The sequence below is a fragment of the Mesorhizobium sp. M4B.F.Ca.ET.017.02.2.1 genome (assembly GCF_003998955.1).
Classification (GTDB): domain Bacteria; phylum Pseudomonadota; class Alphaproteobacteria; order Rhizobiales; family Rhizobiaceae; genus Mesorhizobium; species Mesorhizobium abyssinicae.
Genome location: NZ_RZOF01000063.1, coordinates 1 through 22,945, shown reverse-complemented (window position 1 = coordinate 22,945; position 22,945 = coordinate 1). Strand labels below are relative to the sequence as shown.

General features: G+C 64.2%; 30 protein-coding genes. 18 read left to right on the top strand and 12 right to left on the bottom strand.

All coding sequences use genetic code 11. The annotated features are described in order from the left end of the window. Positions 1 to 501: TetR/AcrR family transcriptional regulator (locus tag EN738_RS10895; protein ID WP_245494474.1), on the bottom strand; the 501-nt coding region annotated here is incomplete at its 3' end. A 63-nt stretch (positions 502 to 564) separates the two neighbouring features. On the opposite strand from EN738_RS10895, the gene EN738_RS10890 reads away from it, so the two are divergent. The 3 genes from EN738_RS10890 to EN738_RS10880 all read left to right on the top strand — a co-directional run bounded on the left by EN738_RS10890 (position 565) and on the right by EN738_RS10880 (position 2,977). Then, a complete protein-coding gene (locus EN738_RS10890) occupies positions 565 to 1,095 on the top strand; it encodes a DinB family protein (protein ID WP_127283685.1) in 531 nt (176 codons plus the stop codon). Between the two features lie 631 nt (positions 1,096 to 1,726). Then, positions 1,727 to 2,110, top strand: coding sequence for a histone (locus EN738_RS35210; protein ID WP_145966837.1), 384 nt, complete (start codon positions 1,727 to 1,729; stop codon positions 2,108 to 2,110). Between the two features lie 270 nt (positions 2,111 to 2,380). Continuing rightward, positions 2,381 to 2,977 carry a glutathione S-transferase gene (locus tag EN738_RS10880; RefSeq protein WP_127283684.1) on the top strand — a complete coding sequence of 199 codons (597 nt, stop codon included), beginning with the start codon at positions 2,381 to 2,383 and terminating at the stop codon, positions 2,975 to 2,977. A 98-nt stretch (positions 2,978 to 3,075) separates the two neighbouring features. Here the strand turns inward: EN738_RS10880 and EN738_RS10875 are convergent, their stop codons facing one another. Then, positions 3,076 to 3,735 (bottom strand): hypothetical protein, encoded by a 660-nt coding sequence (locus EN738_RS10875; protein ID WP_189340637.1) that lies wholly within the window; start codon positions 3,733 to 3,735, stop codon positions 3,076 to 3,078. A gap of 269 nt (positions 3,736 to 4,004) precedes the next feature. Here EN738_RS10875 and EN738_RS10870 point away from each other — a divergent pair, with 269 nt between their 5' ends. Further along, complete coding sequence (locus tag EN738_RS10870; RefSeq protein ID WP_127283683.1) at positions 4,005 to 4,388, top strand: TfoX/Sxy family protein; 384 nt, start codon at positions 4,005 to 4,007, stop codon at positions 4,386 to 4,388. Positions 4,389 to 4,429: 41 nt separating this feature from the next. Beyond that, positions 4,430 to 4,888, top strand: a complete 459-nt coding sequence (locus tag EN738_RS10865) for a GFA family protein (protein ID WP_245494473.1) — start codon at positions 4,430 to 4,432, stop codon at positions 4,886 to 4,888. 95 nt (positions 4,889 to 4,983) lie between these two features. Here the strand turns inward: EN738_RS10865 and EN738_RS10860 are convergent, their stop codons facing one another. Continuing rightward, positions 4,984 to 5,631: an outer membrane protein gene (locus EN738_RS10860; RefSeq protein WP_127283681.1), complete on the bottom strand. Its 648-nt coding sequence runs from the start codon at positions 5,629 to 5,631 to the stop codon at positions 4,984 to 4,986. A gap of 414 nt (positions 5,632 to 6,045) precedes the next feature. On the opposite strand from EN738_RS10860, the gene EN738_RS10855 reads away from it, so the two are divergent. The 6 genes from EN738_RS10855 to EN738_RS10830 all read left to right on the top strand — a co-directional run bounded on the left by EN738_RS10855 (position 6,046) and on the right by EN738_RS10830 (position 11,179). Continuing rightward, positions 6,046 to 6,807 carry an SDR family oxidoreductase gene (locus tag EN738_RS10855; RefSeq protein ID WP_127283680.1) on the top strand — a complete coding sequence of 254 codons (762 nt, stop codon included), beginning with the start codon at positions 6,046 to 6,048 and terminating at the stop codon, positions 6,805 to 6,807. Beyond that, a complete protein-coding gene (uvrC, locus tag EN738_RS10850) occupies positions 6,804 to 8,894 on the top strand; it encodes an excinuclease ABC subunit UvrC (RefSeq protein ID WP_127283679.1) in 2,091 nt (696 codons plus the stop codon). The genes EN738_RS10855 and uvrC overlap by 4 nt, the downstream gene beginning before the upstream one ends. A gap of 102 nt (positions 8,895 to 8,996) precedes the next feature. Next, entirely contained in the window at positions 8,997 to 9,593 is a 597-nt protein-coding gene (gene pgsA, locus EN738_RS10845) for a CDP-diacylglycerol--glycerol-3-phosphate 3-phosphatidyltransferase (RefSeq protein ID WP_127283678.1), read from the top strand. 1 nt (position 9,594) lies between these two features. Beyond that, positions 9,595 to 9,852: a molybdopterin converting factor subunit 1 gene (moaD, locus tag EN738_RS10840; RefSeq protein WP_127283677.1), complete on the top strand. Its 258-nt coding sequence runs from the start codon at positions 9,595 to 9,597 to the stop codon at positions 9,850 to 9,852. Between the two features lie 4 nt (positions 9,853 to 9,856). Continuing rightward, positions 9,857 to 10,336, top strand: coding sequence for a molybdenum cofactor biosynthesis protein MoaE (locus tag EN738_RS10835; protein ID WP_127283676.1), 480 nt, complete (start codon positions 9,857 to 9,859; stop codon positions 10,334 to 10,336). Positions 10,337 to 10,414: 78 nt separating this feature from the next. Next, entirely contained in the window at positions 10,415 to 11,179 is a 765-nt protein-coding gene (locus tag EN738_RS10830; protein WP_127283675.1) for a YbaY family lipoprotein, read from the top strand. Positions 11,180 to 11,431: 252 nt separating this feature from the next. Here the strand turns inward: EN738_RS10830 and EN738_RS10825 are convergent, their stop codons facing one another. Together EN738_RS10825 and ndk are read right to left on the bottom strand one after the other, a co-directional pair. Next, positions 11,432 to 11,632 (bottom strand): hypothetical protein, encoded by a 201-nt coding sequence (locus EN738_RS10825; RefSeq protein ID WP_127283674.1) that lies wholly within the window; start codon positions 11,630 to 11,632, stop codon positions 11,432 to 11,434. A gap of 177 nt (positions 11,633 to 11,809) precedes the next feature. Beyond that, positions 11,810 to 12,232: a nucleoside-diphosphate kinase gene (ndk, locus tag EN738_RS10820; protein ID WP_127283673.1), complete on the bottom strand. Its 423-nt coding sequence runs from the start codon at positions 12,230 to 12,232 to the stop codon at positions 11,810 to 11,812. Positions 12,233 to 12,401: 169 nt separating this feature from the next. Between ndk and EN738_RS10815 the strand changes: the two genes are divergently transcribed. Continuing rightward, the gene (locus EN738_RS10815; RefSeq protein ID WP_127283672.1) at positions 12,402 to 12,608 is read left to right on the top strand and encodes a hypothetical protein; all 207 of its coding nucleotides are present in this window, start codon (positions 12,402 to 12,404) and stop codon (positions 12,606 to 12,608) included. On the opposite strand, the gene bluB is transcribed toward EN738_RS10815, so the two are convergent. Next, positions 12,609 to 13,244, bottom strand: a complete 636-nt coding sequence (gene bluB, locus EN738_RS10810) for a 5,6-dimethylbenzimidazole synthase (protein WP_127283671.1) — start codon at positions 13,242 to 13,244, stop codon at positions 12,609 to 12,611. A gap of 261 nt (positions 13,245 to 13,505) precedes the next feature. On the opposite strand from bluB, the gene EN738_RS10805 reads away from it, so the two are divergent. The 3 genes from EN738_RS10805 to EN738_RS10795 all read left to right on the top strand — a co-directional run bounded on the left by EN738_RS10805 (position 13,506) and on the right by EN738_RS10795 (position 15,814). Further along, positions 13,506 to 14,018 (top strand): DinB family protein, encoded by a 513-nt coding sequence (locus EN738_RS10805; protein ID WP_127283670.1) that lies wholly within the window; start codon positions 13,506 to 13,508, stop codon positions 14,016 to 14,018. Between the two features lie 215 nt (positions 14,019 to 14,233). Beyond that, on the top strand, positions 14,234 to 14,821 hold the full coding sequence (locus EN738_RS10800; protein WP_127283669.1) for a hypothetical protein: 588 nt from the start codon (positions 14,234 to 14,236) through the stop codon (positions 14,819 to 14,821). A gap of 204 nt (positions 14,822 to 15,025) precedes the next feature. Next, positions 15,026 to 15,814, top strand: a complete 789-nt coding sequence (locus EN738_RS10795) for a GGDEF domain-containing protein (protein WP_127283668.1) — start codon at positions 15,026 to 15,028, stop codon at positions 15,812 to 15,814. A 92-nt stretch (positions 15,815 to 15,906) separates the two neighbouring features. Here the strand turns inward: EN738_RS10795 and EN738_RS10790 are convergent, their stop codons facing one another. The 5 genes from EN738_RS10790 to EN738_RS35420 all read right to left on the bottom strand — a co-directional run bounded on the left by EN738_RS10790 (position 15,907) and on the right by EN738_RS35420 (position 19,785). Then, positions 15,907 to 16,209 carry a DUF982 domain-containing protein gene (locus EN738_RS10790; RefSeq protein WP_127283667.1) on the bottom strand — a complete coding sequence of 101 codons (303 nt, stop codon included), beginning with the start codon at positions 16,207 to 16,209 and terminating at the stop codon, positions 15,907 to 15,909. A gap of 175 nt (positions 16,210 to 16,384) precedes the next feature. Further along, a complete protein-coding gene (locus tag EN738_RS10785; protein ID WP_127283666.1) occupies positions 16,385 to 16,567 on the bottom strand; it encodes a hypothetical protein in 183 nt (60 codons plus the stop codon). 95 nt (positions 16,568 to 16,662) lie between these two features. After that, positions 16,663 to 16,962 (bottom strand): hypothetical protein, encoded by a 300-nt coding sequence (locus EN738_RS10780; RefSeq protein ID WP_127283665.1) that lies wholly within the window; start codon positions 16,960 to 16,962, stop codon positions 16,663 to 16,665. Positions 16,963 to 17,453: 491 nt separating this feature from the next. Next, a complete protein-coding gene (locus EN738_RS10770) occupies positions 17,454 to 19,532 on the bottom strand; it encodes an ATP-dependent helicase (RefSeq protein ID WP_127283663.1) in 2,079 nt (692 codons plus the stop codon). Positions 19,533 to 19,614: 82 nt separating this feature from the next. After that, positions 19,615 to 19,785: a hypothetical protein gene (locus EN738_RS35420; protein WP_189340433.1), complete on the bottom strand. Its 171-nt coding sequence runs from the start codon at positions 19,783 to 19,785 to the stop codon at positions 19,615 to 19,617. A 136-nt stretch (positions 19,786 to 19,921) separates the two neighbouring features. Between EN738_RS35420 and EN738_RS35415 the strand changes: the two genes are divergently transcribed. Further along, a complete protein-coding gene (locus EN738_RS35415; protein ID WP_187331184.1) occupies positions 19,922 to 20,089 on the top strand; it encodes a hypothetical protein in 168 nt (55 codons plus the stop codon). 302 nt (positions 20,090 to 20,391) lie between these two features. Here the strand turns inward: EN738_RS35415 and EN738_RS10765 are convergent, their stop codons facing one another. Further along, entirely contained in the window at positions 20,392 to 21,363 is a 972-nt protein-coding gene (locus tag EN738_RS10765; RefSeq protein ID WP_127283662.1) for a LysR substrate-binding domain-containing protein, read from the bottom strand. A gap of 111 nt (positions 21,364 to 21,474) precedes the next feature. Between EN738_RS10765 and EN738_RS35410 the strand changes: the two genes are divergently transcribed. Both EN738_RS35410 and EN738_RS10750 read left to right on the top strand, forming a co-directional pair. Further along, positions 21,475 to 22,308, top strand: coding sequence for a hypothetical protein (locus tag EN738_RS35410; protein ID WP_187331183.1), 834 nt, complete (start codon positions 21,475 to 21,477; stop codon positions 22,306 to 22,308). A gap of 55 nt (positions 22,309 to 22,363) precedes the next feature. Then, the coding region (locus tag EN738_RS10750) for a DMT family transporter (protein WP_145966836.1) at positions 22,364 to 22,945 on the top strand (582 nt) is incomplete at its 3' end.

Here is a 22,945-nt window from a genome sequence, read left to right as displayed (position 1 = left end):
CAGCACGCGCGCGATCGTCTCGACGTCTTTCCGGCGTCGGCGATACTGCGCCACGGCGGCCGTGTAGTGTTCGAGATAGCGGGCCTGGAACGAGGCATGCGCGGCGCGCGAGCCGCGGTCGCCCGGGGCTTCGTCGAGCAGCACCTGATGCAGCGTCGGATGGATGCTGTGCGCCTCGATCATGCCGCGCACCAACTCCTGCGCGAATCGCCTGAGCGGTTTGCCGCCTTCGGCTGATTCGGCGATCACCGACAGCACCTGATCGAAATGGCGGCGCCGGATCGCTTCGAGCAGCGACAGCTTGTCGGGAAAATATTGGTAGAGCGAGCCGATGCTGACGCCGGCCGCCTCGGCCACTTTGTTGGTGGTGAAGCCGGCCCATCCGAGCTCGCTCAGAACATGAGCACCTGCCTCGATGATCGCCTCGACGGTTGCCCGCGAACGCGCCTGGCGCGGCACCTTACGCATGCGCATGCGCGGCTTTGCAATGCGAGTAGACATGTTTGCTCCACCTCGCGAAAATATAAACAACATACTCACATTTCGAAAAAAGGAACACCGGCCATGAGCGCGCTTGACTTGCTTCGCAGCCTCTTCGCCTATCAAGCCTGGGCCAACGACGAACTGCTGGAGAAGCTCGCTCACCTCGACCCTGATGCGCACGCGAAGGAGCGCCACGCAGCGATCCGTCTCCTCAACCACAACCTTGTCGTCTCGAAGATATTCGCCGCGCATCTTTCCGGCACGCAACACGGCTTTGCCTCCGACAACACCGAGGAGACGCCGTCGCTCGACACGTTGCACGGCGATGTCGCGGCGATGGATCGCTGGTATCGCGACTATCTGCAAACCGTCTCGCCTAATCTACTCTCGGAGCCGATGCCGTTCGCCTTCACCGATGGCGACAAGGCGATGATGTCGCGCCAGGAAATGCTGACCCATGTCGTCATCCACGGCGGCTATCATCGCGGCGAGATCGGCCGCATCCTCGCGCAAATCGGCATCACTCCGCCCTGGGACACATTTGCCGTCTATCTCCATCAGACCGAGCCGTCGCGAAGACTGCAGTTGGTGTCAGAGCCGGCCGCGCTGTGACGGCCCGAAAGCCTTGCATTTCAAGGGAAAAGTGGCTGCGCAGAGCGGGAGACACGGCAGTCCTTCGCGCGCCATTCAATCCTGCAGCATTGGCGACTGACGAAAGCCGGCGGGACCGCCAATCTCCCCCAAGTGAGGAGTTGAGGACCGGTACCGTGTAGCGAACGGAAAGCCAACGGTTTGGCTTGCCGAGTGACGAAAGTCGGCGGCACAGAGAGTGGCGTTGTCCTGCAGTGAATGCTGCTTCACCGCCACTTAGTTCGGGCAGAACATATACGAGCTAAAAGCTCGCATTAAGTTTTAAGTTGTTCTGCAGTCGCTCTATCAAGCAAGCCGATACGACAGCTCTTCGGGTGAACGCGCACGACCGCCGCCGTAGCAGGAGTTCCCATGCTTGACGAGAAGATCGCATGAGTCGCGAGGCTTCAAATTTCTCTCGCGGAAGTTCGCGGCGGGCTGCGAAGAATCTCTGCGCACTTTAGTGCCGATCATTGCGAGCATGCTTTCGCCGTAACCGAAATTTAATCTGCGAAATTCAGTGTAATGCTTCGCTGGCTAGAAAGCCGCGAGTCAGATATGCATGAGCATGCCGGATCACTGACGATCGCCGGCAAAACGCAAGGGGCATCGCATGGCAAAGACGACAAGCAAGGCGCCGGCGGCGAAAGCGCCGGCAAAGAAAGCGGCACCGAAGGCTGCCGCGAAACCCGCAGTGAAGAAGGCAGCGCCGAAGGCAGCCGCCAAGGCTCCGGCGAAGGCAGCGGCGAAACCCGCCGCCAAGAAGCCGGTCGCCAAGGCCGCGGCCAAGCCCGCCGCCAAGGCAGCGGCGAAGCCCGCAGCCAAGGCAGCAGCGAAGCCTGCCGCCAAGGCAGCAGCGAAGCCTGCCGCCAAGAAGCCTGCAGCCAAGGCAGCGGCCAAGCCCGCCGCCAAGGCACCGATGAAGGCGGCCGCCGCCAAGTCGGCGTCTGCAGTGAAGAAGGCAGCTCCGGCAAAGAAGCCGGCCGCCAAGAAGTGATCGCGTAGCTTCGCTCGCGACAAGGACAGGTGAGGGCGGGTGCCGTCGGTGCCCCTCTCGCCGGTTCGGCGTCACTGGCGAAGCTGGAGCGCACGCTCCCCCTAAAGCTCCCGGGACTTTGCCGTCGGCAAACTTCCGGGAGCTTTTTTGTTGTCCGGCTTCGCCAGCAATTCGTTGCCGGCGCATTGGCTGTCCGGTTTCGCGACACTGGCCGTTGTCTTGCCGGCCATGATCGGTCAACAGTGCGCGCAGACAATCAGGAACCCGACCATGCCGAAGCTGCTCTACGCCTCCACCTCTCCCTACAGCTCGAAGGTCCGCATGGCCGCGCTCTATGCCGGCATCGCCATCGACCTCGTGCCGGTCAAGACCGAGGAGAAGCCGGCCGAATTGATCGGCGCCAATCCGCTCGGCAAGATCCCCGTGCTGGTCCTCGACGACGGCCGCTCGATCTACGACAGCCGCGCCATCACCCAGCACCTCAATCGCGTAGCGAAGAACGCGCTGTTCCCGCGCAACCCCGACAAGCGGCTCGAGGCCGAGGTGCTGGAGGCGCTGGCCGACGGCATCTGCGATTGCGCTCTGTCGATGGTCTACGAGCGGCGCACGCGGCCGGAAGAGATGGTCTATCAGCCCTGGCTCGATCGCCAGTGGGCGAAGATCACCACCGCGCTCGACCTGCTCAACGCCAACCCGCCGAAGCTGCCGAAGAAGATCACCGCCGGCCAGATGGCGCTGCGCGCCACGCTCGGCTATCTGGCGCTGCGCTTCGCCGGCAAATGGGAAAAGGGCCGCGGCCGCCTGACCCGCTGGGCGGCGCGCTTCGACGAGAAGTTCCCGGAACTGAAGCCGGCCGTGCCAGGCTGAGAACTGCGATCTCCCCGGTGGGACGCTTGTGTGGAGAGTGACCGTCATGGTCGCTCTGCGACACGCCTTTCCTGAACTGCCTTGCGTTGCGAGCCTTTTCAGGAAGGGGCAAGACCTGGATCAGGCTCGCCCGGCGTTGACGACGCCGGGACCGGGATGTTCCCCGAGGCGCGGCGTAGCAAGAAGTTTGCGATTAGAAACGCCTGTCCGAGAACTGCCGCGTATCCGGCCAGGATAAGCGCGCACGGAACGACGAAGTTCAGTTGCGGCGCCGCGCCGAGCACTACGGGCATCGTCCAGGACACAAGGGAGACGACGCCGCAACCAACCAAAGTGCTGTGCATGCGGGGTGTCATGCCGACAAGGAGTTGGCTGCCGATCCGCTGACGCACAAAAGGTATGACCAGTTTGTGGATGGCGACGCCATTGAGGGTAAGGATCGCAACGATCACGACCTTTGCCCAGATCTTCGGGTTTGTCAGTTTTTCCGGCTCAGCGAAGTGATACAGCACGAGGAATCCCAGCCCCGATACCCAAAGCAGACCGAGTCCCAGAGCCACGAACTTGCTGACCCACTCCACATTGTCGGCGAGTTCGGTCGTCACCGGGGTCTTTCGGTAGCGTGAAAACATGAGATCGAGGAAGACGGCCCCTCCGAACCCCAAAGTCAGACCCGCAAAATGAACCAGCCTGAGGCAGGTTCGGGCGTAAGAGGCCAGTGTGACCGGTGAGACGATGAAGATTTCAGGACCGTTCATGTTGCCCGCCAAATGACATCCGCGCGTGCCCGCCGACCGGGAACGTCTCTTTTGTTGAATGACTTTGGCTGAGGCCACCCAGGAGGGGACGCGCCGTTGGCTTGGTGGCTCGCCTTAGATTAAGATGATTATTTAAGTCAAGAATAATTGCAGCCTTTGGAAACGCCTTCCGTCGCCGGGTGGATCGAGAATTCCGCCCTTGCTTCCGGCTTGAATCTCCTCCTGCTTTCATGCTTGCTTGACGCCGCGCATTTCGCGGAGGGCTGAGCATGGCGAAGTCAGTCACCAAAACCAGCGTCGCGCCAGATCCCATGGTCGAGCGCCTGCGTGCAGCCCTTGGCCGGCGCGCCTTCGCCGAACAGAAGATGTTCGGCGGCACCTGCTTCATGCTCAACGGCAACATGCTGATTGGCACCTCGAAACGCGGGCTGCTGGTTCGCGTCGGCAAGGCGGCGCATGAAGCGGCGGTCGCCCGTCCGCATGCGCGCCCGATGGAAATGGGAGGGCGCGGGATGGAGGGTTACGTCCACGTCGCGCCGGAAGGCACCGCGAGCGCAGCCGATCTCGCCAGCTGGCTCGAACTCGCGCTGGCCTTCGTCGAGACGCTGCCGCCGAAATCGAAGCCAGCCAAGGTCGCAAAGAAGCGAATGTGAGTTGATGGAGCAGCCTATCTTGGGCTGCATCGACTGGTGTCGTGAACCGGCTCGGCAACGCGGCCGGCGGGAGGATTGCGATGGCGTTTCTGACGGGACGTTGCATGTGCGAAGCGGTCACCTGGACCTATTCCGGGGTCATCACCCGCAATCTGGTCTGTCACTGCGCCGATTGTCGGCGCGCCACGTCCGCCCCGCTGACGGCCTTCCTGGGCATGCGTCCGGAGCAGGTGAGTTGGACCGGCGAGATCATGCACTTTGAAAGCAGCCCGAACACCTTTCGCGGGTTCTGTCCGGCCTGCGGTACGAGGCTCTATTTCCGCTCCGACAGATGGCCTCGCGAGATTCACGTTCACGCCGCCACCATGACCAATCCGGACGACTACCAGCCCGATGCGGAGGTCTTGACGCGTTCGCGGATGAAATGGCTCGATCGGCTGACATCGATACCCGCCCATGACGGCTTCCAGGAAAAGCCAGCCGATCGACCAGGCACCTGACAAGCTGATAGGTGCGGGGACCGCATCCGTTCAAGTGCAGGCACAAAAAAAGCCGGGCGCGAGGCCCGGCTTTTTCGTGTCGTGGCTTCGACGACTTAGAACTTCATACCGACGCCGAAGGTGACGCGGTTGTCCTTCGACTTGACGTTGCCGACATTGTCGAAGTCCTTGTCGCCGTAGTCGGTGTAGCGGTACTCGACACGGCCGAACACGTTGTCCGTGATCTTGATGTCGGTGCCGACACCAGCCGTCCAGCCGAGCATCGCCTTGCTGTCGCTGGAGACGCCGTCGTCGATCTTCTGGTTCTTGGCCGCAAGACCGCCGGTGCCGTAGAGCAGGATTTCCGGAGTCACGGAATAACCGAGGCGAGCGCGCAGCGAGCCGTCCAGGCCGCCCTTGGCTTCGACGCCGGCGCTGGAACCCTTGACGCCGTTGTAGCCGAGATCGGCTTCAGCACCATACACGAAGTTCTCCTGCTGCCACTGGTAGCCGCCGAAGACGCCGCCGACAAAGCCCTTGGTCTTGATGTCGGGACCGCCGGAAACGTCGGCATGGCCGCTAAAGCCGTAGCCGGCGCTCAGACCGAGATACGGACCGGCCCAGGAAGCGACGGGGAGTTCGGCAACCGGAGCGGGCGCCGGCGGCTCTTCAGAGACGACGTCGGCTGCGTAAGCGGTACCGCCGAGGGCGAAGAGCCCGAGGGCAACAGCCAGCGGCCGTGCGAATTTGAGATTGGCTTGCATTGTTCTTTACTCCTTAAGCCACAGGACACGTAGGCTTGTTGTTCATGAGCACCCCAAGACCCGTCCGGGGGGATAAACGGACCCGGCGCTCAACGGTTCCGAATGTCGTGTCGAAATGCGGCTGAAGCGAACCTGAACTTGGGTCATTCCCCGGCGCGAATGAGGCTGAACCGTGACGTTGCATCTTCGCAACAGCGAAATGTCAGCAGCGGTTCCATGCTGCGCTGCACGCGGCTTGGTACAAGGAGTCGAGCATCCTATATTGCGATCCTGCCGGCGCGAATCCGGATCACGCAAAGGTTGCGGCGAGTCCGCTTCGCCACATTCCCGCCCCAGGTGGAAACGGCGTTTAACCCCTCGGCCGGTCATAATGTGCCGGCTGGTGGAATCGAGGCGCCGATTGAGGATTGACAGATGACCAAGACCGCGACGGCGCTGGTGACCGGTGGCGCAAAACGGATCGGCAAGGCGATCGTCGAGGATCTGGCGGCACACGGCTTCGCGGTCGCCATCCACGCCAACCGTTCGGGCGCCGAGGCCGAGGCGCTGGCGGAACAGATAAGGGGCAAGGGCGGCCGCGCCGCGGTCGTCGCCGCCGACCTCACCGACATGGATGCGGTCGGCGATCTCGTCGGCCGCGCCGAGGCGGCGCTTGGCCCCGTCACGCTGCTCGTCAACAATGCCTCGCTTTTCGTCGACGACAGTGTCGAGGATTTCGATTGGCAGGCTTGGGACCGCCACTTCGCCATCCATGTGAAGACGCCGGCGCTGCTGGCGCAGAATTTCGCCCGCGCCCTGCCGGAAGGCGAGGAGGGCCTGATCGTCAACATCATCGACCAGCGCGTTTGGCGCCCGACGCCGCGCTATTTCTCCTATGCGCTGTCGAAGTCGGCGCTGTGGACGCAAACCGAGATGCTGGCGCAGGCGCTCGGGCCTCGCATCCGCGTCAACGCCATCGGCCCCGGCCCGACGCTGAAGAGTGTCCGCCAGGACGATGATGATTTCGCCGCGCAGCTCGACGGGCTGATCCTCAAGCGTGGCCCGGATTTGACCGAATTCGGCGCTACCATCCGCTATCTCTGGCAAGCGCGCTCGGTCACCGGCCAGATGATCGCGCTCGACGGCGGCCAGCATCTTGCGTGGCAGACGCCCGATGTGACAGGCATGGTGGAATGAGTCCCGCAGAGCAAAAACACAAGACGCGCGGCGCTGCCGACGACCTGCCCCCCGAGATCGATCTCGAGGACGATGCGGCCGAGGAGATCGTGGAGCCGGAAGCCGTCCCGGCCGGACCGGACGTCGCCTTCACCGCCATAGACTGGACGCCGCATGCCGGAGACGCCGACGGCATGGTCGGCGCCGAGGTGATCCAGACGCTGGTCAAGCGGCTGCCCAACGCGCCCGGCGTCTATCGCATGATGAACGCTGCCGGCGATGTGCTCTATGTCGGCAAGGCGCGCAGCCTGAAGAAGCGCGTCACCAACTACGCGCAGGGGCGCTTCCACACGCTGCGCATCGGCCGCATGGTGCGCGAGACCGCGACGATGGAGTTCGTCGTCACCCGCACCGAGATCGAGGCGCTGCTGCTCGAGGCGAACCTGATCAAGCGGCTGCGACCCCGCTTCAACGTGCTGATGCGGGACGACAAATCGTTCCCTTACATCCTGTTGACCGGCGACCATGTCTCGCCCGGCATCTACAAGCATCGCGGCGCGCGCTCGCGAAAAGGGGATTATTTCGGCCCCTTTGCCTCGGCCGGCGCGGTCGGCCGCACCATCAACTCGCTGCAGCGCGCCTTTCTTCTGAGAAGCTGCACCAATTCCTTCTACGAGAACCGCACCCGGCCGTGCCTGCTCTATCAGATCAAGCGTTGCGCCGGTCCGTGCACCGGCGAGATCTCGCATGAGGACTATGCCGGGCTGGTCGCCGAGGCGAAGGATTTCCTCTCCGGCCGCAGCCTGAAGGTGAAGACCGAGATCTCGACCGCCATGCAGCAGGCGTCCGAGGAGCTCGATTTCGAGCGCGCCGCCATCTATCGCGACCGGCTGGCCGCGCTCTCGCATGTGCAGGCGCATCAGGGCATCAACCCGCAAACCGTCGAGGAGGCCGACGTTTTCGCCATCCACCAGGAGGGCGGCCAGACCTGCATCCAGGTGTTCTTCTTCCGCACCGGCCAGAACTGGGGTAACCGAGCCTATTTCCCCAAGGCCGACCCGGCGCTGGAGGGATCGGAAGTGCTGGGCTCGTTCCTGGCGCAGTTCTACGACGACAAGCCGACGCCGCGCGCCATCCTGCTCTCGCTTGCCGTCGAGGAGCAGGAGCTGCTTGCCGAGGCGCTCTCGACCCGCGCCGGCCGCAAGGTGTCGATCTCGGTGCCGCAGCGCGGCGAGAAGAAGGACCTGACCGACAACGCGCTGCAGAACGCGCGCGAGGCGCTCGGCAGACGGTTGGCCGAAACCTCGACGCAGGCGCGCCTGCTTACCGGTTTTGCCGAGACCTTCGGCCTGGCCAAGCCGCCGGTGCGCATCGAGGTCTACGACAACTCGCACATCATGGGCACCAACGCCGTCGGCGCCATGGTCGTTGCCGGGCCCGAAGGTTTCGTGAAGAACCAGTACCGCAAATTCAACATCCGCTCGACCGAGATCACGCCTGGCGACGATTTCGGCATGATGCGCGAGGTGATGGAGCGGCGTTTCTCGCGCCTGCTGAAGGAGCATGGCGATGTCCAGCCCTCAAGCGAGGTGGCGGCTGCCGAAGTCGAGGACGAAACGGCCGACGATCTTGTCGGCGGCAATGGAGCCTTCCCGGCCTGGCCCGACGTCATCCTGATCGACGGCGGTCAGGGCCAGATGACGGCGGTGCGCAAGATCCTCGCCGATCTCGGCATCGAGGACCGCGTCGCCGCGATCGGCATCGCCAAGGGCCAGGATCGCGACGCCGGCCGCGAGCGCTTCTTCGTCCGGGGCAGGGACTCCTTCACCCTGCCGGTGCGCGATCCCGTGCTCTATTTCGTCCAGCGCCTGCGCGACGAGGTGCACCGCTTCGCCATCGGCTCGCACCGCGCCCGCCGCAAGAAGGAGATGGTCAAGAACCCGCTCGACGAGATCGCCGGCATCGGCCCCGGCCGCAAGCGGGCGCTGCTCTTGCATTTCGGCACCGCCAAGGCGGTCAGCCGCGCCGCGGTCGAGGATCTGGTCAAGGTCGACGGCATCTCCGAGCAGATGGCGAAGCTGGTTTACAACCATTTTCATGACAGCTGACCATTCTTGCGCCTATTTTCGGCTGACCAATCGAATCTGCCCTGTTGACCCCCCACATTCCCTTCTGATTTGAGTACGCAGGCAGAAAGAGTTCCCGAGAAGATGGCCCAGCGCGCGTTCAACCTGCCGAATATCCTCACCTACGCCCGCATCATCGCGGTGCCGCTGGTGGTGCTGTGCTTTTTCCTCGAGGGCCATCTGAAGTCTTCCGACTTCGCCCGCTGGTCGGCGCTGGCCATCTTCCTGCTCGCTTCCATCACCGATTATTTCGACGGTTATCTGGCGCGTGCCTGGCAGCAGACCTCCAACATCGGCAAGATGCTCGACCCGATTGCCGACAAGCTTTTGGTCTCGACCTGCCTGCTGCTGCTTGCCGCCGATACCGACCGCCATGCCGGCATTGCCGGCTGGTCGCTGTGGGCGGCGATCATCATCCTGTGCCGCGAGATCCTGGTCTCGGGCCTGCGCGAGTATCTGGCGGCCCTCAAGGTCTCGGTGCCCGTCACCCAGCTCGCCAAATGGAAGACCACCATCCAGATGGTCGCCATCGCCTTCCTGCTCGCGGGCCCCGCCGGCGACAAGATCTTCCCGCTGACCACCCAGACCGGGCTGGTGCTGCTGTGGATCGCGGCGCTGGTGACGCTCTACACCGGCTACGATTATTTCCGCGCCGGCCTCAAGCACATCATGGACGAGTGAGATGGCCACCAAGCTCATCTATTTCGCCTGGGTGCGCGAGCGGATCGGCAAGCCGGAGGAGGATGTCGAACTTCCAGCCGGCATCGAGACGGTGGCCGACCTGCTGCGTTGGCTGAAGTCGCGCGGCGAGGAGTACGAGAACGCGCTGCAGTTTCCCGACGTCATCCGCGTCGCCATCAATCAGGAACATGTCGGTCACCGCGAGAAGATCGCCGGCGCGCGCGAGATCGCGCTGTTCCCGCCGATGACCGGAGGCTGAAACCATGCCCGGCGCCGTGCGGCCGACGGTGCGCATCGAGGCGCAGGATTTCGACGTCGCCGCCGAGATTGCCGGGCTGACGCAAGGCCGTGCCGACATCGGCGCCGTGGTCACCTTCTCCGGCCTTTGCCGCGACGAGCAGGGTGCGCTTTCGGCGCTCGAGCTCGAGCACTATCCCGGCATGGCCGAAGCCGAGATCGGCCGCATCGCCGCCGAGGCGATCGAACGTTGGCCGTTGCAGGGGCTGACCGTCATCCACCGTCACGGCAGGATCGCGCCCGGCGAGAACATAGTGCTGGTGGTGGCTGCCTCAGCCCACCGCCATGCGGCCTTCGAAGCGGCGAATTTCCTCATGGATTATCTGAAGTCGCGCGCGCCGTTCTGGAAGAAGGAGCATCATGCCGACGGCTCCGAGGGCGGCTGGGTCGAGGCCAAGGAGGCCGACGACGAGGCGGCCAGCCGCTGGACGAAGCCGACCAATTAAATCCGCCCCGTGGCCATGCATTGACCGCAATCCTGAAGGATTCTTCCCCTTGCTGGCGCAACCTAGGGGAGCTGGGTCATGCTGGACAGGATCGCTGAATTCTTCATCTTCGGCCTGGTGCCGTTGGTCGTCGGCGTGCTTGCAGTGCCGGAACTTTCCGATGCCGCCGAGAAGACACTGCAGGGCGAGGCGACGTACCGCGAGCGCATCGCGCTGCCGCCCAATGCCGTGCTCTCCGTCCAGCTTGCGGACGTGTCGCTGGCCGATGCGCCGGCAGCCATCATCGGCGAGCGCAAGGTGGCGCCCGCCGGTCAGGTGCCGATCAGGTTCGAGATCAGCTTCGACCCGCAGGTGATCCGGCCGAACATGACCTATGCGCTGCAGGCGCGCATCACCGTCGACGACAAGCTGCTCTTCACCACCGACACGCGCCACCGGGTCGATCCGCTGAGCGACAGGCCGCAAAGCATCATGCTGAAGATAGTGGCGTCGAGCGATGCGCCGGCCGACGCGCTGCTCGGCCAGAGCTGGCTGATCGAATATATCGACGGCATCGGCGTGATCGCGCAGCCTCAGGCGACGTTCCGCGTCGGCGAGGCCGGCAAGGCCGGCGGCAAGGGTCCGTGCAATGCCTATTTCGCCACCGCCAAGGTGGACGGCGAAAAGATCGCCATCAGCGACATCGGCTCGACCTACATGGCCTGCGCCCCGGAGGTGATGGCGCAGGAGAAGGCGCTGTTCGAAGCGCTCGCCAAGGCCGCCTCCTACCATATCGACGCCGGGAAGCTCATCATCGCCGACAAGGACGACCGCGTCATCCTGCGCTTCAACGCCGCGAGTTAGTCCTCGACAGTTTCGTATGGGACTGGGGTGACAGAGGCGCGCGAAGCATCACAGGTTTTCAGCTTGGTTCTGCGCCATCCTGGCGGCGACCTCGCCCCCGGGCAGGGCAGTCCGTTTATAGGCGCCGACACGCGAACGCCTGCGGCAGACACGGAGGCGGCCAACGAGCATGCGAATCTGAAGGACCGCCAACCGAAGTGACGGGAACCCGCCGCGAGGGGCGGCGGGGCATCCAGGCGGGCGCTACTCGTCTTAGGACAGGCTGCGGTTGATCTCGTCTTCGTCGAAGACGCCGGCGTTAAACAGCGCCATCGCTTGCGCCGCCAGATCCGCGGCTTCGGCACTGCCGGCGCCGATGCCCCGCTCCTGGCAGATGCGGTCATAGACCCGCTTCAGCAAGGCAAGGTCGTCAGGGTAGGCAATGCCGCTCGTGGAAACCTTGGGATCGATCATCGCCCGCTTCCTGGTGGAAGGGCGGAAGCGCGATACTCGCTCACAGCCGGCGATGCCCTTGGTCAGTTATCGCCGATGACATCAAGTTAGCGCTCCAGATGGGCCTGTCTACCTTGGAATCGAAAAGGCGCCGGACCGGCCGGCTGCCGCCTTCATTCCTGCGTCGTGCTGAACGGTTCAGCCGACGATCTCGGTGTCCGAGAACCAGTACTTGATTTCCTGCGCGGCGGTTTCCGGCGCGTCGGAGCCGTGCACCGAATTCTCGCCGATCGACAGCGCATGCACCTTGCGGATGGTGCCCTCGGCGGCGTTGGCCGGGTTGGTGGCGCCCATCACTTCGCGGTTCTTGGCGATCGCGTTCTCGCCTTCCAGCACCTGCACGATGGTCGGCGCCGAAGACATGAATTCCACCAGCTCGCCGAAGAACGGGCGTTCCTTGTGCACGGCGTAGAAGCCCTCGGCCTCACGGCGGCTCATCCACACCCGGCGGGAGGCGACGACGCGCAGGCCGGCATCTTCCAGCATCTGGGTGATGGCGCCGGTCAGGTTGCGCCGGGTCGCGTCCGGCTTGATCATGGAAAAGGTGCGTTCGATCGCCATTGGGTCGTCCTTGTGGTGAGAATGGAATTGGAGGTGGCGGGCTCTATACAAGCCGCATGGCGCCTTGCCAAGGGGAGGCGCCCACCCGCTGGCGTTCTGGCCAAGGACGGCGCTTTGCGCGACAATGGCGGCGTGCGGTCAAGAGCGAAGGAGCCGGGCACGGCGCACGATGAACTGGCCTTACCTCAGACGCGGGGATATCGCCGGCATCCTGTTCGTGGCGGTGTTTGTCGGCGTCGCCCTCTTTGTCCTGCTGGTCTTTCCTGGGCTGGGGCCAAGGGAGAATTTCGGTTTCGGCCCGGAATGGCAATGCGCCCGCATGGTGCAGGGCGACCCGATCTGCGTCAAGCTCGTCGACAGGGACCCAGCGAAGTGATTACCGCCTGAGGACCACCGGCGCGCGCCGCTGTTCCCAGCCCTCGCGCTCCAGCGTCGGCACGCAGTCCTGTTCGCTGGGATAGCCGAGGCAGAAATAGCCGATCAATGTCCATTCCGGCGGCGTGTCGAGAATGGCGGCGATCTCGGCCGGATCGAGAATCGACACCCAGCCCATGCCGATGCCTTCCGCCCGCGCCGCCAGCCACAGCGTATGCACCGCCATGACCGCCGAATAGTCGATGGTGGCGGGCATGGTCAGGCGGCCGAGCCCATGACCCTGCGCCGTCGTGCGGTCGGCGAAGACCGCGAACTGACAAGGCGCCTCGGCAAGCCCGGCGAGCTTCATGCGGGAGTAGAGCGCGGCGCGCTCGCCGGAAAAGCAGCGCAGCGCTTCCGCGTTGCAGCGCTCGAACGTGCCTCTCACCGCTTCGCGCCGCTCGGAACTGTCGACCACGACGAAGCGCCAGGGCTGGCTGAGGCCGACGGACGGCGCGACAGCGGCCAGCGCCAGCAGCCGCTCCAGCGTGCCGTCGGGCAGCGGCGTCGACCTGAAGCGCCTGACATCGCGGCGCCACCGCATCAGGCTGACAAGCCCGAGACGAAATTCGTCGGAAAAATCCGGGGCTGGTACCATGCCGCCGTGCTGCCTTCATTGTGTTAGCCGGATCTGCCGGCTGCTTCTTCTTTGCCCCGATCAAGGCGGCCATGAGGCGCGCGAAACGACGCAGGCGGGTCCACTTTGTCGCATTTCGGGGGAGGGCTGCAGGGCAGCGTTTCCCGGGGGCGACCTCAGCGGCCCAGCATACTGCCCTACTGCCATGCTGCCTTACTCCCCTAGAATCGAATCCTTCGAGGGTTTAGGTAGGCCTGAACCTAACGCAGCGGGGCCGGAGAGATGAAACAGCATTTCATGATGTTTGCGGCCTACAACCAATGGGCCAACGGCCGCATCTACGAGGCTGCCGCCGACCTCGTGGACGAAGAATTCGAAAGGGATGTCGGCGCCTTCTTCGGCTCGATGGCGGGAACGCTCAACCATCTATTGGCCGCTGACCGCATCTGGATGAAGCGCTTCACCGGCGAGGGCGATGCTCCTTCGAGGACCGACGCGATCCTCCACCGCGCTTTGCCTGTCCTCTGGCTGGCGCGCGAGGCGGAGGACAAGCGGATCATCGGCTGGATCGAAGGCATGAGCGACAAGGCGCTCGCCGGCCGCTTCTCCTACATGACCCTTTCCGACATGCGCACCGTCTCGCAGCGGCTGGCGCCGGCGCTCAGCCATTTCTTCAACCACCAGACCCACCATCGCGGCCATGCGCACATGATCCTGACCGTGCTTGGCCGACCTTCCGTGCCGCTCGATCTGGTGCGGTTCCAGCGCAGCGAGGAAGGCCGCGCCTATGCCTGATTCCGCGGCTGGGGTTGCTATATTAGAAATGTCTAAATATTTAGAATAAAGCGCTACTTTTTGTGAAATGTTCAAAAACTAAGACTCACGACGGCAGAACGAGCGTTGAAACTGGAATGCATCTCCAAGCGTAGCCCTTGATGCGCGAGCAACATTGTCGATTTTTGCCACAACGTTGCAGCGCATGAACCAGAAGGGCAACAAGGGAGAGTGTCATGTCCAGTATCGTTCGGAAAATCTCCAGAGCATTTGCGGGCGGAACGATCGTCGTTATTCTCGCCTTTCCTGCGAGTGCGGCCGAAGTTGGCCTTGGTGGCCTAGGCGGCGTTTCGGTCGGCGGCAATGCAGCCAGCGCCAATGCGGGCGGCCCCGGCGGGGCCAATGGCAATGCATCCTTTGGCGGCAGCAGCACCAGCGCCGACGCTTCGATCGGCGGCACCAATGGCGCCAATGGCAATGCCTTGATCGGCGGAGGCGGCGGAGCGGCTACGGTGTCCCTGGGCGGCACCAGCGGTGCGGGCGCTGACGCGTCCCTGGGCACCGGCAACGGTGTCGACGCCGCCATAGGGACGACGTTCGGCGGTACCAGCGCCAACACAGGTATCGGGGTTGGAACGTCAGGGGTTCCTGGCATCCCCGGCACTTCGGCGACTGCCGGCACGCTGGGCCTGTCGAGCGTCGTCGCCAGCATGTCGAGCGGCCAGCTTGCGCGGATGAAGAAGCGCTGCGTCGACGTGCTGAGCAGCGAAGGCACCTATGACCGCGACCTGCGCCAGCTCTGCCTGCTGATCGCCCGCCGCTGACAAGTCCGGCGCCGGCCGCGAGACTTTACGACGGCCAGAGTCGGAAGCCCGCCACCCCTTGCCATCCCGGTGGCGGGCTTTTGGGTGCCGACCGCCGAGGACGCTTTCGAGGGCGGTTAACCACGTTCAAGAAAGGCGAAGCTAATATTAGGATTTCGTTTGCCTTCCCGACGCAGGATGGCCTGACGCAGCGGGAGCAATAGAATGCGCATCGATTTGTCCCCGACGAGCTGGGGCAGGGTCATTGCAGTCACGGTGGTCGGCACGGCGGTCTGCATCGCCGCGGCCTTCTTCGTCGATTCCTACAATTTCCCCTTGCTGTCGCCGGACGCCCTGTGGCGCGCGCAGATGACGGACCTCTTGCTGCCGCTCGTGCTGGCGGGGTCGTTCTTCTTCTTCCTGATGTTCAAGATGCGCCAGCTTGCCGTCGCCCAGAAGGAGCTGAGCATCGTCGCGGCCACCGACAGCCTGACGGCGGTGTTCAATCGCGGCGCCTTCTCGATGCTGGTCGAGGCCTACCTCGACCAGGCGCGCAGCCAGGCGGTCGTCGATGCCGGCGCCTTCCTCATCGTCGACGCCGACCATTTCAAGACCATCAACGATCGCCTCGGACACGATTGCGGCGACCAGGCGCTGAAGCTGATCGCCAAGACGATCCAGGGCCAGTTGCGCGGCGCCGACATTGTCGGGCGCATCGGCGGCGAGGAATTCGCGGTCTTTCTTCCCGGCGCCGACGCCTCGCAGTCCTGGCTGGTCGCCGAAGGGATCAGGCGGCGCATCCGCGAGGTGGAGTTCTCCCCCGACGGCCGGCCTTGCCCGCTTTCGGTCAGCATCGGCGGCGTCGCCTTCAACGGTCCCGCTACATTTGCCGACATGTACCGGACGGCGGACAGTCACCTTTACAAGGCAAAGTCGAACGGCCGCGACCAGGTCAGCTTCGCAACGGTCGCGCTGCTTGGCCCGCTGACCGACGACGCCGCGACGGTCCATTGAGACAAGTAGCGAATAGTGAGTAGCAAATAGCGTTGCGCCGGCTGGCGCATGCATTGCCTTCCCTGCTCGCTATTCCCTATTCGCTATTCACTTTACGCAGCATAGCCGCCGAAGCTGCGCGCCACCGGCTTGACCGAGACGGCGGGCTGGGTGGCGGGCCAGAGGATGCCGGCCGTCACCGCGAAGGTGATCAGCGCATCGCGCGCCGCCTCGGGCGAGATCTCGCCGGCTCGCGCCGCTTCGCACGCCTTCACCGCGGCGCCATAGCTCAGCCGACGCCGCGACGGCGGGAATTCGGTCAGGAATTCATGCATGTCGAACAGCGACGCGATCATGCGCTTGTGGCCGGCGCCAACGGTAAGGGCGACCGGGGTGAAGAACATCCTGTCGTGCATTCTGGCCTCTTGGGTTGGGCGGAGGTCGGCGGGCGCCGGTTTCCGATCGGGGGTCGAACGCCAGAGAACGCGGGAAGGGGCGGGAGGTTCCATGATTTTGGGGGATACGGAGAATAAGGCGGGGCACCAGGAGCACCAGGGCGTTGCCCTTCGATAGGCGCAAGCCGGGCCGCGGCTACGGCACCGTGGTCGTGAGGACCTGGGGCGGCGCTGTTGGTGCCCCCGGATGGTGGGTCGAAAGCACGAGCAAGAGAATGGCAACGCCGGCGATAAGCGCTGCGACGACATTGACGAACAGCCGCCCGGCTAACTGCCCAAGCCGTTGTCGCCGGCTCATGGTGGCGGGAACGAAACGCATTTACACCCTCCCGCTAAAGCAGAGTCCGACACAACGTGGGACAGGCGCTCACCGATGCTCGACCTGAAGCCACGGTTCGCGCCACGCCCATGACGTTACCAGCCTCGGTGGTAGCCGCAGCTCCACACCCGCTTGATCACCAGGCGGTGGTGGTGCCAGCGCTTGTGCACCCTGACATGGCAGCGGTCGCGGTCGCGGTCGCGACGCCAGTGGCGCCGATTGTCACGGTCATAATCGCGCATTGCATAGTGGCGATGATGGCGGCGCCAGGAGTAATCATCGCTATAGCGCGTGCCGTTGTCGGTGGTGATGGTCAGACTTGCCGCTTGCACCGGAGCCGTCACCGGCGCCAGCGTGGCCATGCCAAGCATGGCGGCGAGAACAACGTTCTTCATGTCCGTCTCCTTTGCATTAGGTCTTGCTTACGGAAACCCGCCCGCTGGCTGATGGTTCCATCGCGATGGAGGGGCGTGCTGATACGTTTCGTGAGGAGGCCAGCGACGATGAAGGCTGGTCAGTCCGGGGCATGGAGGACGAGGTAGTCCGTCGAAACGGCGTTGGCGCCGGTTCCTCGCGTGACGCGCACGGTCGCCAACTGGTTGCCGTTGGCACCGCTTCTGGCTGTCGCCGCATCAATAGGCCGGCACCTGCCTATCATGCCGTTTCCGCGTAGCCTGTCGGGCAGAGCGGCGGAGCACTGAGCCATGTCCCGGTACACGACTGGCCGTGCCTCTCCCGGATGGCAGGATGCCATGTCCGGGCTGCAGGAAAGCAGGATCATTGCCGCCGCCGCTACAGGGTCCATCGTCGCGCTCCACGTCAATGCGGGTTAACGCCAGGTCCGGGCTTTGGTTGCCGGCAAAGGAAACGGCCGCGGGCGGCGGGCCTATTTCCACATGCCGCGCATGCGCGCGCCGAGGTCGACCTTGACCTCAGGCCGCCGGCGCGGATCGTCCTTCGCCTGCACGCTCGCCCAGGACGTCTGCTCGAAGGCGGAGAGCAACGAGGCCGGGATGAAGCGGGTGCGCGCGGCATAAACATGGCGGTCGCCGCGCGCCGCCTGGCCGTGCACGAAGAAGCGCTGCGGCATGACCAGGTGCAGCCTGTCCTTGGCCCGCGTCATCGCCACATAGAGCAGGCGCCGTTCCTCCTCGATGTCTTCCTTGCTGCCGACACCGAGGTCGATGGGGATGCAGCCGTCGACGGTGTTGAGCACGAAGACGTTCTTCCACTCCTGGCCCTTGGCGGAATGGATGGTCGACAGGATCAGATAGTCTTCGTCGCGGTGCGGCGGGCCTGCCTCGTCGCTGGTGGCGTCCGGCGGGTCGAGCGTCAGCTCGGTGAGGAAGCGCTCGCGCGACGGGTAGCCGGACGCGATCTGCTCGAGCTGCAGGAGGTCGGCCCGGCGCATCGTTGTGTCCTCGTGCATGCGCTCGAGATGCGGTTCGTACCAGAGCCGGATCCGCTCAAGGTCGGCCGGCCATTTCGCGCCGGCGCGCAGGCCTTCGTAGAGCGACAGGAAGGAAGGCCAATCCTCGGCCGCTCGCTGCGGCGGCCGGTAGCGGGCGAGCCCCATCGCCTCGTCGAGCGACGTCGCCATCGTCTCGACGATCTGCGCGGCCGCCGACGGCCCGATGCCCGGCATAAGCTGCAGCACGCGGAAGCCGGCGACGCGGTCGCGCGGATTTTCGGCGAAGCGCAGCACCGCCAGCATGTCCTTGACATGGGCGGCATCGAGGAACTTCAGCCCGCCGAACTTGACGAAGGGGATGTTGCGGCGGGTCAACTCGATCTCCAGCGGCCCGCTGTGATGCGAGGCGCGGAACAGCACGGCCTGCGACTTCAGCGCCGTGCCGGCCTCGCGCTCGGCGAGGATCGCGTGGCAGGCATAGCTTGCCTGCTCGGCCTCGTCGCGTACGGTGACCAGAAGCGGCTTTTCGGACGATCTGCGCTCGCTCCAGAGGTTCTTGGTGAAGCGCTCGGCGGCCTCCCCGATCACCGCGTTGGCCGCCGCCAGGATCGTCTCGGTCGAGCGGTAGTTGCGCTCCAGCGTGACGATCGCCGCTGCCCGGGCGAACTGCGTGGGGAAGTCGAGGATGTTGCGCACTTCCGCGGCGCGGAACGAATAGATCGACTGCGCGTCGTCGCCCACCACCGTCAGGCCGGCGCCGTCGGGTTTCAGTGCCGTCAGGATCGAGGCCTGCAGCCGGTTGGTGTCCTGGTATTCGTCGACCAGCACATGGTCGAAGCGGCCGCCGAGATGCGCCGCGATCTCCGGCTCGGCCGCCATCTGCGCCCAGTAGAGCAGGAGGTCGTCGTAATCGAGTACGTTCTGCGCCTGCTTGGCCTCGACATAGGCCGCGAACAGGTCCTTCAACTGCTCTGCCCAGCCGGCGCACCATGGGAACACACCGCCCAGCACCTCGCCGAGCGGCGCCTGCGCGTTGACGGCGCGCGAATAGATCTGCAGGCAGGTGCCCTTGGTCGGGAAACGGCTCTCCGTCTTGGAGAAGCCAAGCTCGTGCCGGGCAAGGTTCATCAGGTCGGCGGAATCCTCGCGGTCATGGATGGTGAAGGCGGGATCGAGGCCGATCTCCAGTGCATAGTCGCGCAGCAGCCGGGCGCCAATGCCGTGGAAGGTACCGGCCCAGGAGAGCGCGTCAGCGATGACGGAAGCATCGCGCCCCAGCACCTCGCCGGCGATGCGCTCGACGCGCTTGGCCATTTCAGAGGCGGCTCGGCGCGAGAACGTCATCAACAGGATGCGGCGCGGATCGGCGCCTTTGACGATCAGATGCGCCACGCGATGCGCCAGCGTGCTGGTCTTTCCCGACCCCGCCCCGGCGATGACCAGCAGCGGCGCCGCGACCTGGCCGTCGCCATGCTCGACCGCCAGCCGCTGTTCGGCATTGAGCTTGTCGAGATAGGCTGGCCGCAAGGACGAATCACGGAGGGCGAGGTTCATCGCCCATCAAGCATCGTTTCCGCTTTGTTCGCAATGGTGGCGAGCCTGCCAATCTCCGCCAAAAGGGGCAGTTTGGCTTAACCTACCGCCTTGGCTCGGCACCCATCGCCGCCGACTGGCGTCGCAGCGACCGGCGTTCATCATCATCCTGCAATGGCAGTGGCTCGAAGCCGTCGGGCACCTCGTCGATGACTTTCTTGGCGAAGCGATAGGTCGCATAGGCGAACAGGCCAACAATCAGCAGACGGATCATGATCAAAAGCTCCTTCAGCGGACCAACCGGGGAGAGGGGCATTTTGTTCCGCCGGCGCCTCATCCGACCTGGCTCGCGGTGCAACCAAACCGCCATCGTCTCGTTTGCCCTCAGGGGCGAACGAGAGGAGGTTGTCATGATGAAGCTTCCGATGCTGCTAGCCTTGGGGCTCGCGCTCGCCGCCTGCGACAACAGCGTCCAGCCGACAAAGGCGCCCGTCGACCAGAACCCGCAGGTCGACAAGAACCCGGTGCCGAAGTCGACCACTGGCGGTGACCAGCAGGGAACGCAGCCGGCACAGTGACGCACGGCGCAGTTCAGCAAATCTGGCAGCTGTTGCACAGAAGAAGGCCGGCGCTGCTTGGGAGGAAGCTGAAAAGCGCCGGCCAAGCGGGAAAGTCAGGCCCGCCGCAAGAAAGATCATAGCTGAGTCTTGCCGCTAGGTCAGGGGGACAGGTTGGGGAAGACTGCTGGAAGTGGGGGAAATCCGGCGGAAATTCCGCCTATTGTGTGAAATCTACAACAAAAACCCAGAGTTGCGGCGGGAGGTCGTCATTTGTACCTGATCGGGCACATGGCTTGATCGAAGAAGCCTGTGCGAGTGCCTCAAGCCATCGCCGCGACGCGCTTCACCGGCACGCCTTCGATCTCCTGATCCAGCTGGCGCTGGGTCATCGCCGCTTCGGCCATCACCCATTGCTTGAACAGCACCACCTTGCGTGCCGCGTGCTGGGTGTCGGGACTGACGAAGTACCAGCCAGCGGTGTTGGGGTGGTGGACCGCGAACGGCGCCACCAGCCGCTCGGCGCGGATGTCGCTGGCCATATAGGCGCGGTTGGCGACGGCAAAACCCATGCCGGCATTGGCCGCTTCGTAGGACATCATGCAGGAATCGAAATAGATGCTTTTGGTCTCGCCGAGCACGAAGCTCGCCCCGGCAAAGCCCAGCCACGACTGCCAATTCTGGGTGCAGGTGTCGGAGTGGAGCAGCGTGAAATGCCTGAGATCGTCCGGCGTGACCTTCGACAGCGGCTTGTCGCCGAGGATCTCGTGGAAGAGTTTGCGACTGCACACCGGCGTCAAATCTTCCTTGAACAGCAGGTCCGCCTGCAGGCCGGGGAAGCTGCCGTCGCCGTAACGGATCTCCAGGTCGTATTCCGAGGTCGCGAACTCATGCGTGGCGTACGAGGTCGACACCCGCATTTCGATATCGGGATATTGCCGCTGGAACAGCGGCAGGCGCGGAAACAGCCAGCGCGCAGCGAAGGTCGGCAGCACCGAGATCTTCAGCACATGCGCCTGTGATTGCCCGGTCGCTTCCATGCTGGCCGCCACGATCCGCTCCAGAGCTTCGCGCACCCGCGACACATAGGTCTCGCCTTCCGGCGTCAGCGACACCGCGTTGCCGCCGCGCTGGAAAATCTTGAAGCGCAGCTGGTCCTCAAGGCTCTTGACGCGCTGGCTGACGGCGGAAGCGGTGATGAACTGTTCTTCACCGGCACGCGTGAAGTTCCCGTGCCGGGCAGCACTCTCGACGATTTTCAGCGAATTGAGGTTGACCTGACTGAGCAGACGCACCGTTTTCGACCTTAAGCTGGGCTTAGGGTAGCACCAGCATTCCTAAATTTACAGGGGTGGGCGGATTAATCGACTGTTTACCAAGTGTTGCCCCCACGCTGGAGAAGTAGAATGAACGCCCACACCATCCCCGAACTGCGTTGTGCGATGAGCCGTGAAGCCATCATCGGCCACGACACCGCCTGGAAAGTGTCGAGTTTCGGCGTCGCCCAGTATCTGCACGGCTACGACCCGGCGCTGCTTGCCGCGATCGAGGAGGCTGCCTTGAAGCTGAAGTCCAGCCATGCCGTGCACAAGCATCTGGATCTCACCTTCATCACCGGCGCCGACCGCTACATTCCCGAGATCAAGGAACTGCTGAACGACAAGCTGCGCCTGGAGCGGCTCTCCGACATGATGGGCACCAAGCTCGAGCCCTATCCGCTGTCGATCGTCGGCTCGACGGTCACCTTCATGAATCCCAAGGACGGCGCCGTCGAATGGCATTGCGACGGCGTGCCGGTCACCGAGCTCATCCCGCTGTCGATCAGCGATCCGCTGATCGGCGGTCATCTGGAGATCTATTGCGATGATTCCGAGACCGGGCGGGCGATCCTGGAATCCGGACGCGAGATTCCGCGCAACCGCATCATGCGCATCGACCACAAGATGAACTACGCCACGCTCGGCCAGTTCCTCGGCGTGCTGCATCGCACCGCGCCCATCCAGCTCGGCTCGCGCGTCACCCTGGTGCTCAACCAGCGCTCGGTCGCAAAGCCCTATGTCGACGATAACCGCATGTTCTACCTCGCCGCCGACAACGACCACGATCGTGCATGGGTGAATGAGCTTGCCGACGACGTCTGGAACAACCAGCTGCCGGCCTATCGCCGTTTTGCCGAGGAGCATCCCGCCCCGCAGCCGGCCGCGGAAACCGTCGCCGGCGGCGCCAGGGAATCATGGTAGTGAAGCCATGGGCGGAAACCGGCTTGCTTCGCTGATCCAGCATTCGGAACAGGTCATGGCCAGGCAGGAAGACAGGACCCCATCCCGGGTCCTGCGGGATGGAGCGGCCCCCGCGGCCGCGCTGGCCTTCGCCGCCGGCGCGGTGGCGCTGTGGTCGACCAATGCGCTGGTCGGCAAGTCGCTGCTTGAAAATCATCCGGTATCGCTGGTGCAATTCCTGCAATTCATCGGCGCCGCCTTGGTCTTTGCGTTGATCAGGCTGAAGCGCCGCGCGCCGATCCACCTTCTCCCACAAGGGGAGAAGGGGAGGCCAGTGAGCAACCTCGCTGCCTTTGCCGTCGGCTTCATCGGCCTCGTCGGCACCATGGTCCTGCAATATATCGCCTTCGCCTCGATGCCGGTCATCGAGGCAAATCTTGTCGCCTATACTTGGCCGCTGATGGTGGCGGCCGCGCTGATCGTGCTGGACAGCCCGCGTCGCCCCGCGCTGCTCGGCGTCACCGCCGCGCTCGGCTTTGTCGGCGTGGCGCTGGTGATTTCCGGAGGCCGCGAGCAGTCGTTGTTCCAGGGCAATCTTGTCGGTTATCTCGCCGCCTTCGGCTCGGCGCTGTGCATGGCCTTCTATTCGATCTTCGTC

Excerpts from the sequence above, each read along its gene's own strand:
- EN738_RS10890 (WP_127283685.1), top strand. The coding sequence starts at position 565 with ATGAGCGCGCTTGACTTGCTTCGCAGCCTCTTCGCCTATCAAGCCTGG.
- EN738_RS35210 (WP_145966837.1), top strand. The coding sequence starts at position 1,727 with ATGGCAAAGACGACAAGCAAGGCGCCGGCGGCGAAAGCGCCGGCAAAG.
- EN738_RS10880 (WP_127283684.1), top strand. The coding sequence starts at position 2,381 with ATGCCGAAGCTGCTCTACGCCTCCACCTCTCCCTACAGCTCGAAGGTC.
- EN738_RS10875 (WP_189340637.1), bottom strand. The coding sequence starts at position 3,735 with ATGAACGGTCCTGAAATCTTCATCGTCTCACCGGTCACACTGGCCTCT.
- EN738_RS10870 (WP_127283683.1), top strand. The coding sequence starts at position 4,005 with ATGGCGAAGTCAGTCACCAAAACCAGCGTCGCGCCAGATCCCATGGTC.
- EN738_RS10860 (WP_127283681.1), bottom strand. The coding sequence starts at position 5,631 with ATGCAAGCCAATCTCAAATTCGCACGGCCGCTGGCTGTTGCCCTCGGG.
- EN738_RS10855 (WP_127283680.1), top strand. The coding sequence starts at position 6,046 with ATGACCAAGACCGCGACGGCGCTGGTGACCGGTGGCGCAAAACGGATC.
- uvrC (WP_127283679.1), top strand. The coding sequence starts at position 6,804 with ATGAGTCCCGCAGAGCAAAAACACAAGACGCGCGGCGCTGCCGACGAC.
- pgsA (WP_127283678.1), top strand. The coding sequence starts at position 8,997 with ATGGCCCAGCGCGCGTTCAACCTGCCGAATATCCTCACCTACGCCCGC.
- moaD (WP_127283677.1), top strand. The coding sequence starts at position 9,595 with ATGGCCACCAAGCTCATCTATTTCGCCTGGGTGCGCGAGCGGATCGGC.
- EN738_RS10835 (WP_127283676.1), top strand. The coding sequence starts at position 9,857 with ATGCCCGGCGCCGTGCGGCCGACGGTGCGCATCGAGGCGCAGGATTTC.
- EN738_RS10830 (WP_127283675.1), top strand. The coding sequence starts at position 10,415 with ATGCTGGACAGGATCGCTGAATTCTTCATCTTCGGCCTGGTGCCGTTG.
- EN738_RS10825 (WP_127283674.1), bottom strand. The coding sequence starts at position 11,632 with ATGATCGATCCCAAGGTTTCCACGAGCGGCATTGCCTACCCTGACGAC.
- ndk (WP_127283673.1), bottom strand. The coding sequence starts at position 12,232 with ATGGCGATCGAACGCACCTTTTCCATGATCAAGCCGGACGCGACCCGG.
- EN738_RS10815 (WP_127283672.1), top strand. The coding sequence starts at position 12,402 with ATGAACTGGCCTTACCTCAGACGCGGGGATATCGCCGGCATCCTGTTC.
- bluB (WP_127283671.1), bottom strand. The coding sequence starts at position 13,244 with ATGGTACCAGCCCCGGATTTTTCCGACGAATTTCGTCTCGGGCTTGTC.
- EN738_RS10805 (WP_127283670.1), top strand. The coding sequence starts at position 13,506 with ATGAAACAGCATTTCATGATGTTTGCGGCCTACAACCAATGGGCCAAC.
- EN738_RS10800 (WP_127283669.1), top strand. The coding sequence starts at position 14,234 with ATGTCCAGTATCGTTCGGAAAATCTCCAGAGCATTTGCGGGCGGAACG.
- EN738_RS10795 (WP_127283668.1), top strand. The coding sequence starts at position 15,026 with ATGCGCATCGATTTGTCCCCGACGAGCTGGGGCAGGGTCATTGCAGTC.
- EN738_RS10790 (WP_127283667.1), bottom strand. The coding sequence starts at position 16,209 with ATGCACGACAGGATGTTCTTCACCCCGGTCGCCCTTACCGTTGGCGCC.
- EN738_RS10785 (WP_127283666.1), bottom strand. The coding sequence starts at position 16,567 with ATGCGTTTCGTTCCCGCCACCATGAGCCGGCGACAACGGCTTGGGCAG.
- EN738_RS10780 (WP_127283665.1), bottom strand. The coding sequence starts at position 16,962 with ATGAAGAACGTTGTTCTCGCCGCCATGCTTGGCATGGCCACGCTGGCG.
- EN738_RS10770 (WP_127283663.1), bottom strand. The coding sequence starts at position 19,532 with ATGAACCTCGCCCTCCGTGATTCGTCCTTGCGGCCAGCCTATCTCGAC.
- EN738_RS35420 (WP_189340433.1), bottom strand. The coding sequence starts at position 19,785 with ATGATCCGTCTGCTGATTGTTGGCCTGTTCGCCTATGCGACCTATCGC.
- EN738_RS35415 (WP_187331184.1), top strand. The coding sequence starts at position 19,922 with ATGATGAAGCTTCCGATGCTGCTAGCCTTGGGGCTCGCGCTCGCCGCC.
- EN738_RS35410 (WP_187331183.1), top strand. The coding sequence starts at position 21,475 with ATGAACGCCCACACCATCCCCGAACTGCGTTGTGCGATGAGCCGTGAA.